The organism is Pseudomonas sp. 102515, assembly GCF_031085165.1.
Classification (GTDB): Bacteria; Pseudomonadota; Gammaproteobacteria; order Pseudomonadales; family Pseudomonadaceae; genus Chryseomonas.
This window is the reverse complement of the sequence record NZ_JAVHTY010000001.1, coordinates 587,979-606,068: the sequence shown is the minus strand read 5'-3', so window position 1 is coordinate 606,068 and position 18,090 is coordinate 587,979. Positions and strand designations below refer to the sequence as shown.

Annotated in this window: 17 protein-coding genes; 2 read left to right on the top strand and 15 right to left on the bottom strand. The window is 66.4% G+C overall.

The window, feature by feature from the left end; genetic code table 11:
* Nucleotides 1-5: 5 nt before the first annotated feature.
* The 12 genes from RCF34_RS02775 to RCF34_RS02715 form a co-directional block, all read right to left on the bottom strand.
* Entirely contained in the window at nt 6-1,070 is a 1,065-nt protein-coding gene (locus tag RCF34_RS02775; RefSeq protein ID WP_308706795.1) for an ABC transporter substrate-binding protein, read from the bottom strand.
* A 153-nt stretch (nt 1,071-1,223) separates the two neighbouring features.
* A complete protein-coding gene (locus tag RCF34_RS02770) occupies nt 1,224-1,982 on the bottom strand; it encodes an enoyl-CoA hydratase/isomerase family protein (protein WP_308706794.1) in 759 nt (252 codons plus the stop codon).
* A gap of 582 nt (nt 1,983-2,564) precedes the next feature.
* A complete protein-coding gene (locus RCF34_RS02760; protein WP_308706793.1) occupies nt 2,565-3,272 on the bottom strand; it encodes a FadR/GntR family transcriptional regulator in 708 nt (235 codons plus the stop codon).
* 64 nt (nt 3,273-3,336) lie between these two features.
* Nucleotides 3,337-3,675: an L-rhamnose mutarotase gene (locus RCF34_RS02755; protein WP_308706792.1), complete on the bottom strand. Its 339-nt coding sequence runs from the start codon at nt 3,673-3,675 to the stop codon at nt 3,337-3,339.
* A gap of 29 nt (nt 3,676-3,704) precedes the next feature.
* Nucleotides 3,705-4,715 carry a zinc-binding alcohol dehydrogenase family protein gene (locus tag RCF34_RS02750; RefSeq protein ID WP_308706791.1) on the bottom strand — a complete coding sequence of 337 codons (1,011 nt, stop codon included), beginning with the start codon at nt 4,713-4,715 and terminating at the stop codon, nt 3,705-3,707.
* A gap of 111 nt (nt 4,716-4,826) precedes the next feature.
* Nucleotides 4,827-5,843, bottom strand: a complete 1,017-nt coding sequence (locus RCF34_RS02745) for an aldo/keto reductase (protein ID WP_308706790.1) — start codon at nt 5,841-5,843, stop codon at nt 4,827-4,829.
* Between the two features lie 14 nt (nt 5,844-5,857).
* On the bottom strand, nt 5,858-6,802 hold the full coding sequence (locus RCF34_RS02740) for an ABC transporter substrate-binding protein (RefSeq protein ID WP_308706789.1): 945 nt from the start codon (nt 6,800-6,802) through the stop codon (nt 5,858-5,860).
* A gap of 30 nt (nt 6,803-6,832) precedes the next feature.
* On the bottom strand, nt 6,833-7,819 hold the full coding sequence (locus tag RCF34_RS02735) for an ABC transporter permease (protein ID WP_308706788.1): 987 nt from the start codon (nt 7,817-7,819) through the stop codon (nt 6,833-6,835).
* A gap of 37 nt (nt 7,820-7,856) precedes the next feature.
* Nucleotides 7,857-9,407, bottom strand: coding sequence for an ATP-binding cassette domain-containing protein (locus RCF34_RS02730; protein ID WP_308706787.1), 1,551 nt, complete (start codon nt 9,405-9,407; stop codon nt 7,857-7,859).
* 362 nt (nt 9,408-9,769) lie between these two features.
* On the bottom strand, nt 9,770-11,002 hold the full coding sequence (locus RCF34_RS02725; protein WP_308706786.1) for an MFS transporter: 1,233 nt from the start codon (nt 11,000-11,002) through the stop codon (nt 9,770-9,772).
* 48 nt (nt 11,003-11,050) lie between these two features.
* The gene (locus tag RCF34_RS02720) at nt 11,051-12,121 is read right to left on the bottom strand and encodes a sugar phosphate isomerase/epimerase family protein (protein ID WP_308706785.1); all 1,071 of its coding nucleotides are present in this window, start codon (nt 12,119-12,121) and stop codon (nt 11,051-11,053) included.
* A 2-nt stretch (nt 12,122-12,123) separates the two neighbouring features.
* Nucleotides 12,124-13,290 carry a Gfo/Idh/MocA family oxidoreductase gene (locus RCF34_RS02715; RefSeq protein ID WP_308706784.1) on the bottom strand — a complete coding sequence of 389 codons (1,167 nt, stop codon included), beginning with the start codon at nt 13,288-13,290 and terminating at the stop codon, nt 12,124-12,126.
* A gap of 162 nt (nt 13,291-13,452) precedes the next feature.
* Here RCF34_RS02715 and RCF34_RS02710 point away from each other — a divergent pair, with 162 nt between their 5' ends.
* Nucleotides 13,453-14,448, top strand: coding sequence for a LacI family DNA-binding transcriptional regulator (locus RCF34_RS02710; protein WP_308706783.1), 996 nt, complete (start codon nt 13,453-13,455; stop codon nt 14,446-14,448).
* Between the two features lie 24 nt (nt 14,449-14,472).
* Here the strand turns inward: RCF34_RS02710 and RCF34_RS02705 are convergent, their stop codons facing one another.
* From RCF34_RS02705 to RCF34_RS02695, 3 genes are all read right to left on the bottom strand, one after another.
* Nucleotides 14,473-14,709 carry a hypothetical protein gene (locus RCF34_RS02705; protein ID WP_308706782.1) on the bottom strand — a complete coding sequence of 79 codons (237 nt, stop codon included), beginning with the start codon at nt 14,707-14,709 and terminating at the stop codon, nt 14,473-14,475.
* Between the two features lie 395 nt (nt 14,710-15,104).
* Nucleotides 15,105-15,317, bottom strand: a complete 213-nt coding sequence (locus RCF34_RS02700) for a hypothetical protein (RefSeq protein WP_308706781.1) — start codon at nt 15,315-15,317, stop codon at nt 15,105-15,107.
* Between the two features lie 252 nt (nt 15,318-15,569).
* Nucleotides 15,570-16,502 carry a LysR family transcriptional regulator gene (locus tag RCF34_RS02695; RefSeq protein ID WP_308706780.1) on the bottom strand — a complete coding sequence of 311 codons (933 nt, stop codon included), beginning with the start codon at nt 16,500-16,502 and terminating at the stop codon, nt 15,570-15,572.
* A 202-nt stretch (nt 16,503-16,704) separates the two neighbouring features.
* Here RCF34_RS02695 and RCF34_RS02690 point away from each other — a divergent pair, with 202 nt between their 5' ends.
* Nucleotides 16,705-18,087, top strand: coding sequence for a glutamine synthetase family protein (locus tag RCF34_RS02690; protein WP_308706779.1), 1,383 nt, complete (start codon nt 16,705-16,707; stop codon nt 18,085-18,087).
* Nucleotides 18,088-18,090: the final 3 nt, after the last annotated feature.

Genomic DNA, 18,090 nt, shown 5'->3' with positions numbered 1-18,090 from the left:
TCCCCTCAGGACAGAATCCAGGCGTTGAAGCGCTCGGTCACTGCAGCGCGATGTTCCGCCCACCACTGCGGACTGGGCAGCCGCATGTGCTGCAGGTTGCCCGGCTCGGTGGGCAGCAGACGTGCGCGCTCGGCGGGGATGCTGTCGAAGGCCTTGCGGTTGGTGGGGCCGTAGGCCAGGGTCCTGGTCAGTTCGGCCTGGCGCTGCGCATCCGCGCAAAAGCGGACGAACTGCTTGGCGAGGTCCGCGCGTGGCGTGCCCTTGGGAATCGCCCAGCCTTCGATGGAGTACAGGCCCTGGTTCCAGGCGATCTCCACCGGGGCGCCATTGTCGATGGCCGCCTGGGCGCGACCATTCCAGGTGGAGATCATGTCCACCTCGCCGCTCTGAATGGCCTGCATGGCCTGGGCACCGGAGGTCCACCAGATATCGACATGGCGCTTGATGCGATCGAGGCTCTTGAACGCACGGTCCACGTCCAGCGGATAGAGGTCATCGATGGCGACCCCGTCGGCCATGAGCGCCTGTTCGAGGGTATCCAGCGGGTTGCGTCTCAGGCAGCGGCGACCGGGAAACTTCTCGACGTCCCAGAAGTCGCGCCAGGACTGGGGGCCCTTGCCGGGGGCGAAGGTGTCGGTGCGGTAGGCCAGGACGGTGGAATAGACGTCCACGCCCAGCCAGTTGGCGGTGACCGCCTCGGGGAGGAGATCGGGATAGTCCTCCGCCTTCAGCCCGATGGGTTCGAGGAAGCCCTTTTCCTCGAGAAAGGGAATGTCTGCCGAGATCGTCAGGGTGGTGACGTCCCAGACATAGTTGCGGGTCTGCACCATGGCCGAGAACTGGGCGACCGGCTGGGATTCGCGGGCCACGCTGATGACCTTGATACCGGTCGCCTGCTCGAAGGGCGTGTAGAAGGCCCGGCGATAAGCCTCGGTATAGGGGCCGCCAGGGTCCGAGACCACGAGGCGCTGATCCTGAGCGAAAACGATACGCGGCAGACCTGCCGCGGCGGCCAGAAGGGCGCCGGCCTTGAGCACCTGTCGGCGACCTGGATTCTGGAATTGACTCATCTGGACTGACTCCTTGGCAACGAAAACTCGTTTGCAGGTCGTGCCGTGCCGCAAACGCCCGGCAGCGGTGAACCCATGTCGTCGGCAGAGATAGCGGAAGGCCTCGTGGGCGAGGCGTGGAGGGTGGTGCTCCCGGTCAGGGGGGCCGCGCTCTTACTTGGCGCGTTGCTGGAAGAAGGCCTCCATCATCCGGGCGGGTTCGCCGGATTCGTAGGCCTCGCGCTGGATGCGGGTGCCCGCCTCGATGCTGTCCTGGAAGCCGGCTTCGGTCATTTCCCGGAAACGCTGCTTGTCCAGGCGCATGGCCACCGGCGGTTTCGCCGCCAGGGCTTCGGCAACTTCCAAGGCCTTGGTGAACACCTCTTCAGCCGGGACGAGGTGATGGATCAGGCCGATGCGGTGGCATTCGTCGGCGTCCATGAGCCGGCCGGTCAGGGTCAGTTCGATGGTGCGGGACATGCCGAGCATGCTGTTCATGATCCAGGGGCCGGTCGTGCTGGCGATCCCGGCATTGATCTCGGGTTGACCCATGCGCACGCCGGGGTGGCCGACCCGGATGTCACCCAGCAGGGCCACCTGGAAGGCGGAACCTGCCGCGGTACCGTTCAAGGCCATCACCAGCGGCTTGGATAGACCACGCAGGGCGGCGTAATAGCGCTGCCATTCGCCCACCCAGGCGACGGCGCGCTCGCCGTCGAAATCGTGCGCTTCGGAGAGGTCCTGGCCCGCGGAGAAGGTCCGGTCACCGGCACCCGTCATGATGATGGCCCGGATGGCGTCGTCCGTCTCGAAGCGCTCGAGCGCGTCGATGATCTCGTTGCGCATGGGGGTAGTCCAGGCGTTGAGTTTAGCGGGCCGGTTGAGCGTGATGACCGCAACCGCGCCTTGGATATCGATCAGGATGTCGCTCATTTTTATCTCCATTCGATAAAAGTTATTTAAACGAGATTTACCTTTATCTTTTAACGAGGGGCTGTCAAGTCGCGATTGTTGTCGCCAACGGGGCGGCGACAGGCAACTGGAGGAGCTGAGAATCGACGCGAGCAAGGCCATTTGGCTGGGCGGCGCGCGGGCAGCAACGGACCTCAGCGACGCCTGGTCAGGCCGCTGCTTGTTTGGGTGGGCAAGGAAAGGTGGCGGCGGCAGAGGCCACGCGGTCGTGGCCGTGGACCGATGCCTGGAGATCAGCCCCGCGCTCGCCGCTGTGGTCTGCCCGCTAGTTGCCGGGCCAGGACGATGAAGTTCTGCAGGGCGGGAAAGGGATTGAAGGCGCGGCAGGCAAGGGTGATCGGGGCGGCCAGCCGGGGGCGGGCGTGCAGGATGGGCAGTAGAAGATGTATCGAGCGGCTCTGATCTGCGAGTGGAGGCTGCAGTCCAGCGGCGAGGGCGCTACCGAGCGTGTGCTCTTTCCGGGCACTCGGCGAGACCATGAGACGAAGCGCCCTAGGGGTGTGCAAGTGGCAGCAGCGGACGTCTCGGTCGTCTGCTTCGCCCTCACTCCTCGCTCGACGCGAAGCCCTCGAGCCAGCGCGCTTCCGAACAGAGCAGGTGGTGACGCATGGCGGTCTGGGCGCCGATCAGGTCGCGGGCTTCCATGGCGCGCAGGATGGCTTCGTGTTCGGCCACGGCGACGCCCCAGGTTTTCTGGCTTTCGGTCTGCTCGGCGACGTGGGTGGAGAGGGGGCTGTGGCGCTCGTCGAACAGCGAGGTGATGATGCGCACCAGCGTGGAGTTGCCGCTCATTCGGGCCAGGCGGCAGTGGAACTTGCGATCGTCCTCCATGGGCGAAAGGCCCTGGGCAATCTTGTCGCTCATGTTCTGGATGCACTTCGCCAGGTAGCGGTAGTCGGCCTTGCCGCCCAGGGAACAGGCCAGCACGATGGTCGCGCCCTCGATCATGGCTCGGGCGTGCATCAGCTCCGAAGGACTCTCGCCGAGGGTGGAGGTGCGTACTCCGGTGTTCAGCAGCGCCGCGTTCACATAGATCCCGGAGCCCTGGCGCACCTCGATGCTGCCTTCGATTTCCAGGGCGATCAGGGCTTCGCGCAGCGACGGCCGGGAGACGCCCAGCAACTGCGCCAGGTCGCGCTCCGGCGGCAGGCGGGTGCCGGCTTCGATGGCGCCCTCGTGGATATGCTGGCGCAGGCGATCCGCGATCTTCTGGTAGAGCTTTCTTTCGGTGGTGGCAGTGGGCAGCGTCATCGGTGAAACCTGCATCTTCAAGGGCTTCAGTATCTCATGGGCTACCCGGATCGGCGCCAGCGGCTCAGGGCTGGGCGGCCAACTCGAACAGCGGGGTCGCCAGTCGCCACTTCGCCGATCCCGCCTCGGGGGAGGACAGCTGATAGCGCGCCATCAGGGTTTCCCATTCCTGGATCCTGGGGTTGCGCTGTTCCAGCGCCTGCAGGCGGTCGAAGGAGAAGTCCGGCCCGGCCTCGAGCAGCATGGTCAAACGGCAACCCAGGCGCCAGAGGGTCATGTTGGCGACGCCGGCTTCGCGCAGATGGGCGATGACCTCGGGCCAGACCGCCGCGTGCTGGCGTTCGTATTCGGCGATGAGCTCCGGGTCGTCCCGCAGGTCCAGCAGCAGACAGTAGCGTGTCATGGTCTCGCTCCTCGGCCAGGTCAGGCCCGTTAGATTTCGACGATGGCTTTGACGACGCCGCGGGCCGGGTCCAGCAGCTCCGCGAAGCGGGTGGGCAGCTCGGCCAGTTGCAGGCGATGGGTATTGAGCGCCTGGTCCGGGATCAGGCCCTCGCACAGGCAGCGCTCGACATGCTGGAAGTCCTCGGCGGTGGCGTTGCGACTGCCCAGCAGGGTGGTCTCGCGCTTGTGGAATTCGGGGTCGGCGAAGCGGATGTGGTCCTTCACCACCGAGATCAGTACATAGCTGCCGGCATGGGCGACGAATTCGAAACCCCGCTCGATGGCGCGGGCGTTACCGGTGGCGTCGAACACCACATCGAAGAAGTCACCATCGGTCAGCCGTGCCAGTTCGTCCTTGTCGCCGTCACCGACGGTGACCGTGGCCGCGACCCGCAGATGCTGGCGACAGAATTCCAGGCGATCGGTACGGGTATCGAGGACGGAGACCTGGGCCCCGGTGATGCCGGCGAAGATCGCCGCCGCCATGCCGATGGGGCCGGCGCCCACCACCAGCACCCGCTGTGCCTGACCCAGGCCCGAACGGCGCACGGCGTGGGCGCCGATGGCGAGAAATTCCACCATCGCCGCCTGATCGAGGGTGAGGCCCTCCGCCTTGAAGACGAAGCGGTCGGGCAGGCTGAGGTATTCGGTCAGGGCGCCATCACGATGCACGCCCAGGACCGCGATCCTGGTACAGCAGTTGGTCTTGCCCTGGCGGCAGGCGATGCACTGGCCGCAGGACAGGTAGGGCACCACGTAGACGATGTCCCCCGCCTGCAGGCGCCTGCTGTCGTCGGTTTCCTCGACGATGCCGGAAATCTCATGCCCCATCACCCGTGGGTATTCCAGGTAGGGCTGGTTGCCTTCGTAGATGTGCAGGTCGGTACCGCAGACGCCGACCCGACGGATGCGGATCAGGGTTTCGCCTGGGCCACGCGCGGGCTTGGGCGTATCGCGCGAGACCAGCAGGCCGGGTTTTTCACAGATGACGGTCAGCATAGGAAGACTCCGCATCGCTCGGGATGCACATTGGATTCGGGGCGAGACGCTCGCTGGGCGGGACAGCCAGTGGCCGGCGCCCAGGAGAGGGATGGCAAGGGCTGTGCGGTTTCATGCCGGGGCTCCTGCGACAGGGGCGTCGGCGTCCAGCAAGCCGCGCTGCTTGAGGGTGCTCCAGAAGGCCGCCGGAATGGGCGTCTGCAGCCAGGCCACGTTACTGGCCACCTGCTCAGCGCTGCGCGCGCCGATGACCGCCGAGGCGACCGCCGGATGCGCCAGGGGAAATTGCAGGGCCGCGGCGGCCAGCGGGATCGCGAATTCGGCGCAGACCTCCTGCAGGGCGCGGACCTTGGCCACCACCGCCGGCGGCGCGGCGCCATAGTCGAAGTGCTGGCCACCGGCGAGGATCCCGGAGTTGAAGACCCCGCCGGCGACGATGGCGTGGCCCTGGGCCCGGCAGCGATCGAGCAGGGGGCTCAGGCTCTCCTGGTCCAGCAGGGTGTAGCGACCGGCCAGCAGGGTGCAGTCCAGCGGGCACTCGTCGAGGCTGTCGACCACGACCTCCCATTCGTTGACGCCCAGGCCGATGGCCTGGACCTGGCCGGTGCTGCGCAACTCTTCCAGCGCGCGGAAACCACCGCCGCGGGTCAGCGCCTGCCAGTGCCGGTCATGCCGCTCGCCATGGGTGCGGCGGCCGATGTCGTGCACATAGAGGATGTCGATCCGCGCCAGCCCCAGTCGCTGCAGGCTGTCTTCATGGGACCTCAGGATGGCGTCGTAGCTGTAGTCGTAAACCGGCTTGAAGGGCAGTGGCCGAGCCCAGCCGTCATCGTTGGCGCGCTCGCTGCCGTTGGGCGCGAGCAGCCGGCCCACCTTGCTGCTGAGCACGACTTCATCCCGCGGCAATTCGTCGAGAAAGGCCCCGAGGCGATGCTCCGAGCGGCCATAGCCATAGAAGGGCGCCGTATCGAAATAGCGGATGCCCTGCTGCCAGGCGCCGGCCAGGGTGTCGACGGCCTGCTGCAGTGGTATGTCCCGGTACAGTCCGCCCAGCTGGGAGCAGCCCAGCCCGAGCACTGGGAGTGCCAGCGGGCTTTTCGCCAGGGGACGCCGTTCGGAGAGATTCATCGCCAGGCCTCCACTCAATAGAGCACGTTGCGTGCGTCAGGGCTGTCCAGGTTGGCCTTGTCGATGAGCAGGACGCCGGTGTCGATGAACTTGGGCACCTTCTGCTTCTCGATGACCTTGATCACCGTGGCGACCGATTCCAGGCCCATGCGATAGGAACTCTGCACCACGATGGCGTCCAGGGTGCCGTCGCGGACGAAGCCCTGCAGGTCCTCGTTGCCGTCGAAGCCGATGGCCTGCAGCTTGCCGGTCTTGCCGGACTGGGCGATGGCCCGCGCCATGCCGACCGCGGTCGGTTCGTTGGCGCCGTAGATGCCCTTGAGGTCGGGATTGGAGGCCAGCACGTCGGTGGTCTGGTTCAGGGCATTGGCCATCTGCGACTGGGAATAGAAGGGGCCCACCACGGTCAGCTGCGAATGCTGCTCCAGGTATTTGCGGAAGCCACCGACCCGGCCCACTTCCGAGCCGGTGCCCGGCACATAGGACATGATGGCGATCTTGCCGGTCTTGCCGACCTTCTCGATCATGCGCTGGGCGGACAGCTCGCCGGCCTTGTTGTTGTCGGTGGAGAGAAAGGACTGGTAGTAGGGCGCGCCGCTTTCCGCCACCGAGGAGTCGATCAGCACCACCGGGATATGGGCTTCCCAGGCCTGCTTGATGGCCGGCACCAGGGCGTCCGGGTCGGACGGCGCCAGCACGATGCCCGAGACGCCGCGGTTGACGGCATTGACCACCATGTTCACCTCGTCGGCGATCGCCGATTCCGAGGCCGGTCCCTGGAAGGTGACCTTGTAGCTGGTGTGCTGCTTGGCCGTTTCCTGCACGCCCTTCTGCACGTTCTGCCAGTAGTTGGAGTTGGCACTCTTGACGATGACGGCGATCTCGCCGTTACCGGCCAGCGCCAGGGAGGTCGCGGCGGACAGGGCGACACCCAGGACCACTTTCTTGAAGTTTTTCATCGGTCGTTCCTTGTTGTTGTTATCGAGGGTTCACTTCTTGCGGTTGCGGAGCTGGTCGATACAGACGGTCAGCAGGATCACCAGGCCGATGATGATCTGCTGGGTGAAGCTGGAGACGCCGAGCATATTGAGGCCGTTGCGCAGCACGCCGATGGTGAAGGCGCCGATCAGGGTGCCCGACACGCTGCCGATGCCGCCGGAGAGGGAGGTGCCGCCGATCACCGCGCTGGCGATGGCGTCCAGTTCGTACATCACCCCTTCGTTCGGCTGGGCGGTGACCAGGCGCGACATCAGCACCGCGCCGGTCAGGCCGGCCAGCACGCCGGACAGCACATAGGTGAAGAGGGTGACCGCGCGCACCTTGACCCCGGAGAGCCGGGCGGCTTCCGCATTCGAGCCCACGGCATAGATGTGACGGCCCAGGCGGGTGCGGCTGAGCACCAGCCACAGGGCGATGGCCAGGACGATCATGATGATCACCGGGTAGGGGATGCCGGGGAAGATCACGTTGGGAAAGCCGTCGTCGCCGATCCGCTCGATGCGGCCCAGGGTACCGTTGCCGAGCACGCCGAAGGCCGCGCCAAGACCGGAGATGGGCTGGGCATCGGTCAGTCGCAGGGCCAGGCCGCGGGCCACCAGCATCATGCCCAGGGTGGCGATGAAGGGCGGCAGCTTGACCAGGGTGACGAACAGGCCGTTGATCGCGCCGCAGATCCCGCCGACGATCAGGCCGACCAGGATGCCCACCTCGATGGGGGCACCGGCCTTGACCGCCATGGCGTTGGCCACCCCCGCCAGGGCCAGGACCGACCCCACCGACAGGTCGATGCCGCCGGTGATGATCACCGCCGTCGCACCCAGGCCGAGAAAGGCGATGGAGGTGACCTGCAGCGCCACGCTCATGCCATTGCCCATGGTGAGGAAGGCACTGCTCATGGAGGAAAACACCGCGATCAGCGCCAGCAGGCTGACCAGGGCGCCAAACTTCTGCAGGAATTCTTTTTGTTTTTCGGTCATTTCTCTGTCTCGCTCGACACGCGTGGGCGACCTGCCGTCAGTGCGACGTGCAGCCGGAGGCGTAGTGCATGATCTGGTCCTGGGTGGTGGTCCGGGTCGCGACATCACCGGTCAGGCGGCCTTCGTGGAAGACCAGGATCCGATCGCTCATGCCCAGCAGCTCGGGCAGCTCCGAACTGATCAGGACGACGCCGATGCCCTGGGCGGCCAGCTGGTCCATCATTTCGTAGATGGCGTACTTGGCGCCGACATCGATACCCCGGGTGGGCTCGTCGAAGAACATGATCCGGGCGTCACGGAACAGCCATTTGCCGATGATGATCTTTTGCTGGTTGCCGCCGGAGAGGTAGCGGGTGACCTTGTCGATCGAGGGCGTGCGAATGTCCAGCCGCCGCACATAGTCCTGGGCGACCCGCGCCTCCTCTTTGAAGCGGATGAAGCCCAGCGGGGTGCAGAGGGCGCCGAGGTTGGCCAGGGTCAGGTTGTGCGCCAGGGTCATCTTCACCGCCAGGCCGTCCTTCTTGCGGTCTTCGGACAGGTAGGCGATGCCCTGGTCGATCCCGTCGCGCGGACTGCGGAGGGTGACCGCGCGGCCGTTGATCTCCACCTGGCCGGCATCCAGCCGGTCGGCGCCAAAGATCGCCCGGGCGATCTCGGTGCGCCCGGCGCCCATCAGGCCGGCGAAGCCGAGGATCTCGCCGCGGCGCAGCTCGAAGCTGATGTCCTGGAAGACCCCCTTGCGGGTCAGGCCCTGCGCCCGCAGCAGCACCTCGCCGGTGGGAACGGCGGTGCGTGGCGGGAATTTCTCGTCGAGGGAGCGCCCGACCATGCCCGCCACGATGGCGTCGACACTGGTCTCGGCAAAGCGCTGGGTGGAGACGTAGCGACCGTCGCGCAGGATGGTCACCCGGTCGACGATGTGGCGCATCTCGTCCAGCCGGTGGGAGATGTAGAGCATGCCGACGCCGCGCGCCTTGAGGTCCTGGATGACCTTGAACAGCGCCTGGGTCTCGCTTTCGGTCAGCGAGGAGGTCGGTTCGTCGAGGATGAGCACCCGGGCGTCCAGCGACAGCGCCTTGGCGATCTCCACCATCTGCTGCTGGGCCACCGACAGCTTGGCCACCGGGGCGCGGGGGCTGATGGCCACGCCCAGGCGGGCCAGGCAGGCTTCGGTGTCCGCCTGCATCTTGCGCCTGTCGATCAGGCCGAAGCGCACCGGCTCGCGGGCCAGGAAGATGTTTTCCGCCACCGTGAGGTGCGGCACCAGGTTGAGCTCCTGGTGAATGATGGCGATGCCCACATGCTCGGCTTCCGACACCGACTTGAAGTGCCGCTCTTCGCCCAGGTAGCGGATCCGCCCCTCGTCGGGCGGCTGCTGGCCGCTGACGATCTTCATCAGGGTGGACTTGCCGGCGCCGTTCTCGCCGCAGATGGCGTGGACTTCGCCCGGGTAGAGGCTGAGGCTGACGTCGTTGAGGGCCACGACGCCGGGAAAGCGCTTGGAGATGTGTTCGAGCGTCAGGCAGGGGGCGGGCGCGGCCGTTACGGGGCCGCCACCTTCGCCGTGGGGCGATGGGGTATCCAGCATGGTGCTCTCTCTTGTTGTTGTTCTAGGGTCGGTGCCCTATGTGAGATCCATGGCAGGGAAAGCTACACCCCAGATCAGATGTCTGGCAAGACCAATTGGATTTTTTGAAATTGGTCTTGCCAGATTGCCGGGTGGTTCGTGAATTCCTGCACTGCGAGGAATACGGATGTCATGTGGCCGGCGGACAGGTCGTGCAGGAAGGAGCGGGTTGGTGCAGGGGCTGGGGCGCGGATAGACGGACAGGGCAGACCAGGAGACTCGGCACCGGGTCCGCGGCTTCGTTCGGATTGTCTGCAGGGAAGGTGTCGCAGGCCTTGCCGATGGCCCGGCCGCCTCCGGGCCGGGCCACCAGCCGAACCGTCCTAGCGCACCGGGGCAGCGGCCAGGCGTTCCGGACGGGCATCGCGGAAGCTGACCAGGAAGGCCAGCAGCACGCCCAGGGAGAACAGTGCCGGGAACAGCCAGATGCCCTGCCAGTCATGGCCGGCGGCGCTGGCATAGTGATCCGATACCATCCCGGCCACCCGGAAGCCGACCAGCATGCCCACGCCATAGGTGGCCAGGGTGATCAGGCCCTGGGCCGCGCTCTTGTTCGCCTCGCCGGCCTTGGCGTCGGTATAGATCTGCCCGGAGACAAAGAAGAAGTCGTAGCAGACGCCATGCAGGGCGATACCCAGCAGCAGGTAGGCGAGGGCGTCACCCTGGGCGCCGAGGGCGAAGCAACCGTAACGCACCGCCCAGGCCAGCATGCCCACCAGCAGGGTGCGCTTGAGGCCGAAGCGGCGGATGAACAGCGGCAGGAGCAGCATGAAGCCCACCTCGGACACCTGGCCGAGGGTCATCATGCCGGTGGGGTTGGCCACCCCCAGTTCGGCGAGAAAGAGGTTGGCGTTCTGGTAGTAGAAGGCCAGCGGAATGCAGATCAGCACCGAAGCGGCGAAGAACACTGCGAAGCTGCGGTCCTTGAGCAGGCGCAGGGCGTCGAGGCCGAGCATGGCGCCCAGTCCGCCGCGGGTGGCCGGCAGCGGCGCGGTGGGCGGCAGGCTGAAGCTGTAGAGACCGAGGAGGAGGGAGGCCGCGGCGCCGAGCAGGAAGGTGTTGCGCAGGGCGCCGGCGGCGATGCCGCTGCGGCTGTCCCAGGCGAAGACGAAACTGATGGCCAACCCGGCGGCGATCCAGCCCAGGGTGCCCCAGACGCGGATCCTGGCGAATTGCCGGGCCGGATCGGTCAGGTGGCGGAAGGCCACGGAATTGGCCAGCGCCAGCGTCGGCATGTAGCAGAGCATGTAGGCCAACACCAGCGGATAGAAGGTGGTGAAGTCGGCTGCCGCATAGAGCTGGTAGAGCAACACCGCACCGGCCAGGTGCAGCAGGCCGAGGATGCGCTCGGCGTTGAAGTAGCGATCGGCGATCAGGCCGATCACGAAGGGCGCCAGGATCGCACCCCAGGACTGGGTGGCGAAGGCCTGGCCGATCTGGCCGCCATTGGCGCCCAGGGTGTTGCCGAGAAAGGTCGCCAGGGTGACGAACCAGCTGCCCCAGATGAAGAACTGCAGGAACATCAGGGTACTCAGGCGTAGCGAGAGTGCGTTCATCGTCGATTCCTTGTTGTGGGTTATGTGACGAAAAAACGAGCGGGGTCCTTACTCCAGGCCCAGCATCCGCCGATTGCGCGCCGGGTCGGCCTCGCTGCCGGCGAAGTCGTCGAAGGCGCGGGTGGCCGGTTGGATCAGGTGACGCTGGATGAAGGGTGCCCCTTCGGCCGCGCCCTGGGTCGCGTCCTTGAGGCAGCATTCCCATTCCAGCACCGCCCAGCCGTCGAAGCCGTACTGGGTGAGCTTGCTGAAGATGGCGCCGAAATCGACCTGGCCATCGCCCAGGGAACGGAAGCGCCCCGGCCGCTCGGCCCAGTCCTGGTAGCCGCCATAGACGCCGCTGCGCGCATCGGGACGGAATTCCGCGTCCTTGACGTGGAACATGCCGATGCGTGCGTGATAGCGGTCGATGAAGCCCAGGTAGTCCAGCTGCTGCAGGACGAAATGGCTGGGGTCATAGAGGATCCGCGCCCGGGGATGGTCGTCGACTGCCGCCAGGAAGCGCTCGAAGGTGGCGCCGTCGTGCAGGTCTTCGCCGGGATGCAATTCGAAGCAGAGGTCGATGCCTTCCTCGCCGTAGACGTCGAGGATGGGGCGCCAGCGACGGGCCAGCTCGGCGAAGCCCTCGTCCACCAGGCCCGCCGGACGCTGTGGCCAGGGATAGACATAGGGCCAGAGCAGGGCGCCGGAAAAGCTCGCCACCGCCTTGAGACCGAGGCGGCGACTGGCCTTGGCGGCCAGCTTGAGCTGCTTGACGGCCCAGGCCTGGCGCTCCTCCGGGCGACCGCGCAGCGCCGGCGGGGCGAAGCCGTCGAAGGCCTCGCTGAAGGCCGGATGCACGGCTACCAGTTGTCCCTGCAGGTGGGTGGAGAGCTCGCTGATGGCCACTCCGGCCTCGGCGCATTGCCCGAGCAGTTCGTCGCAGTAGTCCTGGCTGGCGGCGGCGCGTTCCAGATTTGGGCACTGCGGGCCCAGCGTCGGCAGCTGGATGCCCCGGTAGCCGAGGTCCGCCGCCCAGCGCGCCAGGTTGGGCAGGGTGTCGAAGGGCGGCTTGTCATCGAGAAACTGGGCGAGAAAGATCGCCGGGCCCTTGAGGCCGGGACGAGCGTTGGCGGCCATGTTCAGGCTCCTAGGGTCGGTAAGGGGATCCAGGCGCCCTGGCGCCGATGGCTGGCCAGGGCGGTTTCGATGAAGGCCAGGCCGCGCCAGCCGGTGCTGATGCCGGGCAGCCCTGCCGCCGAATCGGCCGGATCGCGAATGGCCGCGGCCAGGTCGCGATAGAGATTGGCCAGGGCTTCGAGATAGCCCTCCGGATGCCCGGCGGGCAGGCGCAGGCGCTGCTGGGCGCCTGCGCTCAGCCAGGGTTGGCCGAGGCCGGCGCGCAGGTCCTGCGGCGGTTGGTCGAGGCTGCGCAGCAGCAGGCTGTTGGGTGCCTGCTGCCGCCATTCCAGACTGCCGCGCTCGCCGTAGAGGCGGATACGCAGGCCGTTTTCCTCGCCCGCACAGACCTGGCTGGCTAGCAGACTACCGCTGGCGCCCGCGGCGGTCTCGAACAGCACCATGACATCGTCGTCCAGCCGCCGACCGGGCAGGTGGCTGCGCAGATGGGCGCTGAGGCGGGTGATGGGCTGGCCACCGATGAATTCGGCCAGGCTGAAGGCATGAGTGCCGATGTCGCCCAGGCAACCGCCCGGACCGGAGGCGGCCGGATCGTCGCGCCAGGCCGCCTGCCGGTTGCCGGTGGCGGCCAGGTCCTGGGCGAGCCAGCCCTGGGGGTATTCCACATGGATCTTGCGTAGTGCCCCCAGCTCTCCGCGGGCGACCCGCTCACGGGCCTCCCACACCAGGGGATAGCCGAGGTAGGTGTGGGCCAGCGCATAGCGCAGGGGCAGGGCGGCCAACGTGTTCGCCAGGCTCTGCACCTGGGCCAGGGAGATGCCCGCGGGTTTTTCCGAAAAGACGTGGAAGCCGGCCGTCAGGGCCGCCTGGGCGATGGGCACATGGAGGTCGTTGGGCGTGACGATCACCACCAACTCGACCCGCTGCTCGAGGGGTAGCCGGGCTTCGTCGGCCAGCAAGGTTTCCCAGGAGGCATAGACCCGCTCGGGCGCCAGACCCAGCTCCCGTCCGGTCGTGCCGTTGTTGGCGGGATCGCGGCTGAAGGCGCCGCAGACCAGTTCGAGCGCGCCATCCAGGGCCGCTGCGCGCCGGTGGGCCGCGCCGATGAACGCGCCCTGGCCGCCACCGATCATGCCGTAACGGACCCTGCCGCCGGTTTCAGCCTGCATCCTCTTACCCTCGGTTTATCGTTGTGTTGAGTGTAACCGGTTACATCTACGAATATTTGGAGCCTGTGGCGGTCTTTAGTCAAGCGCCCGGCGGACGTACGGCTTGCCCGGACGCCCGGCTTTGCGCACAGTGACGGGCTCTCCCACGCTCACCGAGGCCGCATGTCCAACATCCGCAGGGTCGCCGAACTGGCCGGGGTCTCGGTCGCGACCGTGTCGCGCACCCTGAAGAATCCCGAGGTGGTGGCGCCAGCGACCCGCGAACGGGTGCAGGCCGCCGTGACCGCGGCCAACTACCGGCCCAACGGGATGGCGGTGCAGTTTCGCTCGCGACGCACCGGCAACCTGGTGGTACTGGTGCCGCTGATCGCCAACAGCTTCTTCGCTCGCGTCATCGCCGGGATCCAGCAGGCGGCCCAGGCGGCGGGATATCGGGTGCTGCTGTGCGATACCGCGGGCGACGAGGCCCGCGAGCGCGAGTACGCCGAACTGGTCTATGCGCGGCAGGCGGACGGGGTGATCCAGCTGCGCGCCTTCGATCCCTTCGCCGGTGACGCCGACGCACCGCCGGTGGTGAATGCCTGCGAGGTGCTCGCCGAGCACCCCTGGCCCAAGGTGCGGCTGGACAACCGTGCCGCCGCCCGCTGCCTGACCGAACACCTGCTGGCGCTCGGTCACAGACGTATCGCCCTGATCAAGGGGCCGCAAGACAGCCCGCTCACCCTGGAGCGCCTGGCCGGCTACCAGGAGGCGCTCACCGAGGCCGGCATCCCCCTGGACCCGGATCTGCTGCGCGCGGGCGACTTCACCCTGGCTGCCGGCGCCGCCGCCGCCCGGGCGCTGCTGAGGCTACCGGAGCGGCCAACCGCGCTGTTTTGCTGCAGCGACGAGATGGCGATCGGCGCGCTCCAGACGCTTCGCAGCGCCGGGTTGCGGGTGCCCGAGGACCTGTCCCTGGCAGGCTTCGACGACATCGCCTTCGCCGCCTACAGCGAGCCCCCGCTGACCACCATCGCCCAGCCCGCGGAGGCCTTCGGCCAGCGAGCGGTCGCCCTGTTGCTGGAGATCCTCAACGGTTCGCCACCGACCAGCCGGGAGGTGGTGTTGCCCTTCGAACTGGTGGTACGGGCCAGTACCGGGCCCTGTAGCCTTCGCTGAGATCCCGCTGGCGCGGAGGTCTCGTCACCCGCGGGCTGGGCGCACCAGCGCCAGCCGCTCGCGGATATAGCGGTCGTTGTCGATCGCCTGGGCGTCGAAGGGGATCGCCACGGCCCGAGTGTCGGAGCGCGAATACAGACGGGCGAAGATCGAACCGTCGGGGCAGGTCGGGCTCACCAGAACGGTCCAGCCGTCCAGTTCACGACTCAGACGCTGCATCAGGAATTGCGTGGGCAGGGTTGCGGGATTGGCGTTGTTCATCGGTCTTGCCTTGGCTGCTTGGGGTTGATTTCGACGGCTGCTCGGCGCCTCCCTGCCTGCCGGTGACCGTCCACGCTCGATTCGGAGTTGGCCCTCAGTCTCTCCAGCACACGGCACAGCGGCGACGCTTGCGCCCCGCGGGGACGCGCCTCGGTGTCGGGCGAGGGGGTTGAATGCCAGGGCCCATGCCTGTCGTTCAGTCTGTCCAGAATGGCCTCGAGCGGGCGGCGAGCGCCTTGGCCAGAAGCGGCTTGTCGGCACTCGTCCCGGCCATGCCCGGGTGTCACCCTGGCTAGGGTGAGTGCGCAGGTGACCCTGTCCGATCGCATGCCGTGACCACTCTCCGGTAGGGCGCCGGGCAGCTCCTTGCCCGGCAATACCGCCGCGGTGGTCAGCTAATGCGCATCGGTCGCCAGTCTCACGGCTACTTCCTCGACCAGTTGGATGGTTTCCGCCGTCAGGGCTTCGAACTGGAAGAGAATCTCCTGCAGTTGCGAGCTGCCCATATCGACATTGCGCAGTTGATCGATTCTCGAGGTGAGAAGCCGGTGAATGTTCAACAGACAATCGCGGTCGGGGTTATCGGGTATGGCGAAGCGGCTGCTCATCGTTGTCTCCGTGGGAATTGACCACCATGACTCTCGATATCGCCTAACCGACTTGTTTTTTAAGGCAATTCGTCGCCGACGGCCTACCGGTAAACGACGCTTTTCGTGCTTGACTCCGCGTGTCTGAAAAGAACTCGAAGACTTTTAGTTGCGTTGACGACCTTATCTTCAAAAAGCTCGTGAAGAATACGTAATAAATTCGTCAAAACCTTCGGTCAACGATTGCTTTAATGGGCCGTAGTGCTTCGGAAGTCATAGGTGAACTGGCATTAAATCCGACGGACGAGCAGCTTCGCTGCAGGCCAGACACACCTCCGCTATCCGGGCTTTCAACAGATTCGCCAGCTCATCGAAGAGGATCTGCACCGAGCGCAGCGACAGATTGTCCGGGCGGGTCAGCAGCCAGATATCGGTGTCGCAACCGGGCAGCGCCGGACCCAGGCGTTCGACGCCGTCCAGGCTGCTGATCATGAAGTCGGGGAGGGCGGCCACGCCGAGACCGGCACCGACCAGGCCGCCGACCGCGGACATGCTGCTGCAGCGATAGCGCGGGGTGAGGCTGGGGTAGGCCTGGCGCAGCCAGGTGACCGAGACGTGATCGGCCAGGGAATCATCCGGGGCGATCCAGGGCAATTCGGTGGCCAGCGGGCCATAACCGGCGCGATAGCGCTCGTGACCGCAGACGAAATAGGAGCTGCGACCGAGCCGGCGGCCGATCAGGTGTTCGGGTGGGGCGTTGGATAGGCGCAGGGCGATGTCCGCATCCCGCCGGCTCAGGCTGGCGAAGGTGTTGGAGGTGGCGACTTCCAGGGCGACCGCGGGATAGCGCGGCATGAGGTCGGCGAGCCCCGGCAGGAGCAGGCTGCGCAGCACGGCATCGGTACAAGTCAGGCGGACCGTGCCGCTGATGACGTTCTCGCCCTGGGTGAGGGCGATGCGCGCCGCGTCCAGCGCCTGTTCGGCGCGCTCGGCCTGTTCGGCGAGGGCCTTGGCACTCTGGGTCGGGGTGTAGCCGCGGCGGGTCTTGTCGAACAGCGCGACCTGCAGATTGGCTTCGAGCTTGCGGATGGCGCGAAAGACCGTGGAGACGTCCACCTGCAGCTGCTCGGCAGCCCTGGCCAGGGTCCGGCCGCGCACCAGGGCGAGGATCAGCCTGAGATCGGCATGGCCTATCTGATATTGCATCGGTGCATTCTTCCTTTGCCGATTCGCCGATATGGGTTGCGCTCATGCCAATTTATACTGGCCCGGCCCGTCGAGGGCAATCAGGTGGAAGGGCGGACCTTGGCAAAGAGGTCGGCGCCTGCAGGAACCACCGCCCACAGCCACGCTGCCAGACCCGCACGAGCAAGCACAACGAAGCGGGCCAGCGTCAAGGATGCCTCCCATGAATTCGATATCCCCCCGCGTCGTCCAGCTCACCGAAGCCAACGGCTTTCTCAAGGAGCACCCCGAGATCCAGTACGTCGATCTGTTGATCACCGACATGAACGGCGTCATCCGGGGCAAGCGCGTCGAGCGGGCCAGTCTGTCCAAGGTCTATGAGCGCGGCATCAATCTGCCGGCCTCGCTGTTCGCCCTGGACATCAACGGCTCCACGGTGGAAAGCACCGGGCTGGGCCTGCACATCGGCGATGCCGACCGCACCTGCTTCCCCATTCCCGGCACCCTGAGCTACGAGCCCTGGCAGAAGCGGCCGACCGCCCAGTTGCTGATGACCATGCACGAGCAGGACGGCTCGCCGTTCTTCGCCGATCCGCGCGAGGTGCTGCGGCGGGTGGTGAAGAAGTTCGACGACCTAGGCCTGACCATCTGCGCCGCCTTCGAGCTGGAGTTCTACCTGATCGACCAGGAGAACGTGAACGGCCGGCCGCAGCCGCCGCGCTCGCCGATCTCCGGCAAGCGGCCGGTCTCCACCCAGGTCTATCTGATCGATGACCTGGACGAGTACGTGGATTGCCTGCAGGACATGCTGGAAGGCGCCAAGGAGCAGGGGCTGCCGGCCGATGCCATCGTCAAGGAATCCGCGCCGGCGCAATTCGAGGTCAACCTGCATCACGTCGAGGACGCCATCAAGGCCTGTGACTACGCAGTGCTGCTCAAGCGGCTGATCAAGAACATCGCCTACGACCATGAGATGGATTCCACCTTCATGGCCAAGCCCTATCCCGGCCAGGCGGGCAATGGCCTGCACGTGCACATCTCGCTGCTGGACAAGCAGACCGGGCAGAACATCTTCGCCACCGACGATCCGGAGCACCATGCGCCGCTGCGCCATGCCATCGCCGGGATCCTGGACACCCTGCCGGCGTCCATGGCCTTCCTCTGCCCGAACGTCAATTCCTATCGCCGCTTCGGCGCCCAGTTCTATGTGCCCAATGCGCCGAGCTGGGGCCTGGACAACCGCACCGTGGCGGTGCGCGTGCCCACCGGCAGCAGCGAGGCGATCCGCATCGAGCACCGGGTCGCCGGGGCCGACGCCAATCCCTACCTGATGATGGCCTCGATCCTCGCCGGCATTCACCATGGCATGACCCAGCGCCTGGAGCCCGGCACCCCGGTCAGCGGCAACTCCTACGAGCAGCTCGAACAGAGCCTGCCGAACAACCTGCGCGATGCCCTGCGCCGGCTGGACGACAGCGCGGTGATGAACCAGTACATCAGCCCCGAGTACATCGACATCTTCGTCGCCTGCAAGGAAGCCGAGCTGGAGGAGTTCGAGACCACCATCTCCGACCTCGAATACAACTGGTACCTGCACACCGTCTAAGGA

Coding starts and splice junctions, on each gene's coding strand:
- RCF34_RS02700 (WP_308706781.1), bottom strand. CDS start 15,317: ATGAGCAGCCGCTTCGCCATACCCGATAACCCCGACCGCGATTGTCTG.
- RCF34_RS02750 (WP_308706791.1), bottom strand. CDS start 4,715: ATGCTGACCGTCATCTGTGAAAAACCCGGCCTGCTGGTCTCGCGCGAT.
- RCF34_RS02775 (WP_308706795.1), bottom strand. CDS start 1,070: ATGAGTCAATTCCAGAATCCAGGTCGCCGACAGGTGCTCAAGGCCGGC.
- RCF34_RS02720 (WP_308706785.1), bottom strand. CDS start 12,121: ATGGCCGCCAACGCTCGTCCCGGCCTCAAGGGCCCGGCGATCTTTCTC.
- RCF34_RS02690 (WP_308706779.1), top strand. CDS start 16,705: ATGAATTCGATATCCCCCCGCGTCGTCCAGCTCACCGAAGCCAACGGC.
- RCF34_RS02760 (WP_308706793.1), bottom strand. CDS start 3,272: ATGACGCTGCCCACTGCCACCACCGAAAGAAAGCTCTACCAGAAGATC.
- RCF34_RS02735 (WP_308706788.1), bottom strand. CDS start 7,819: ATGACCGAAAAACAAAAAGAATTCCTGCAGAAGTTTGGCGCCCTGGTC.
- RCF34_RS02705 (WP_308706782.1), bottom strand. CDS start 14,709: ATGAACAACGCCAATCCCGCAACCCTGCCCACGCAATTCCTGATGCAG.
- RCF34_RS02740 (WP_308706789.1), bottom strand. CDS start 6,802: ATGAAAAACTTCAAGAAAGTGGTCCTGGGTGTCGCCCTGTCCGCCGCG.
- RCF34_RS02695 (WP_308706780.1), bottom strand. CDS start 16,502: ATGCAATATCAGATAGGCCATGCCGATCTCAGGCTGATCCTCGCCCTG.
- RCF34_RS02745 (WP_308706790.1), bottom strand. CDS start 5,843: ATGAATCTCTCCGAACGGCGTCCCCTGGCGAAAAGCCCGCTGGCACTC.
- RCF34_RS02730 (WP_308706787.1), bottom strand. CDS start 9,407: ATGCTGGATACCCCATCGCCCCACGGCGAAGGTGGCGGCCCCGTAACG.
- RCF34_RS02710 (WP_308706783.1), top strand. CDS start 13,453: ATGTCCAACATCCGCAGGGTCGCCGAACTGGCCGGGGTCTCGGTCGCG.
- RCF34_RS02715 (WP_308706784.1), bottom strand. CDS start 13,290: ATGCAGGCTGAAACCGGCGGCAGGGTCCGTTACGGCATGATCGGTGGC.
- RCF34_RS02755 (WP_308706792.1), bottom strand. CDS start 3,675: ATGACACGCTACTGTCTGCTGCTGGACCTGCGGGACGACCCGGAGCTC.
- RCF34_RS02770 (WP_308706794.1), bottom strand. CDS start 1,982: ATGAGCGACATCCTGATCGATATCCAAGGCGCGGTTGCGGTCATCACG.
- RCF34_RS02725 (WP_308706786.1), bottom strand. CDS start 11,002: ATGAACGCACTCTCGCTACGCCTGAGTACCCTGATGTTCCTGCAGTTC.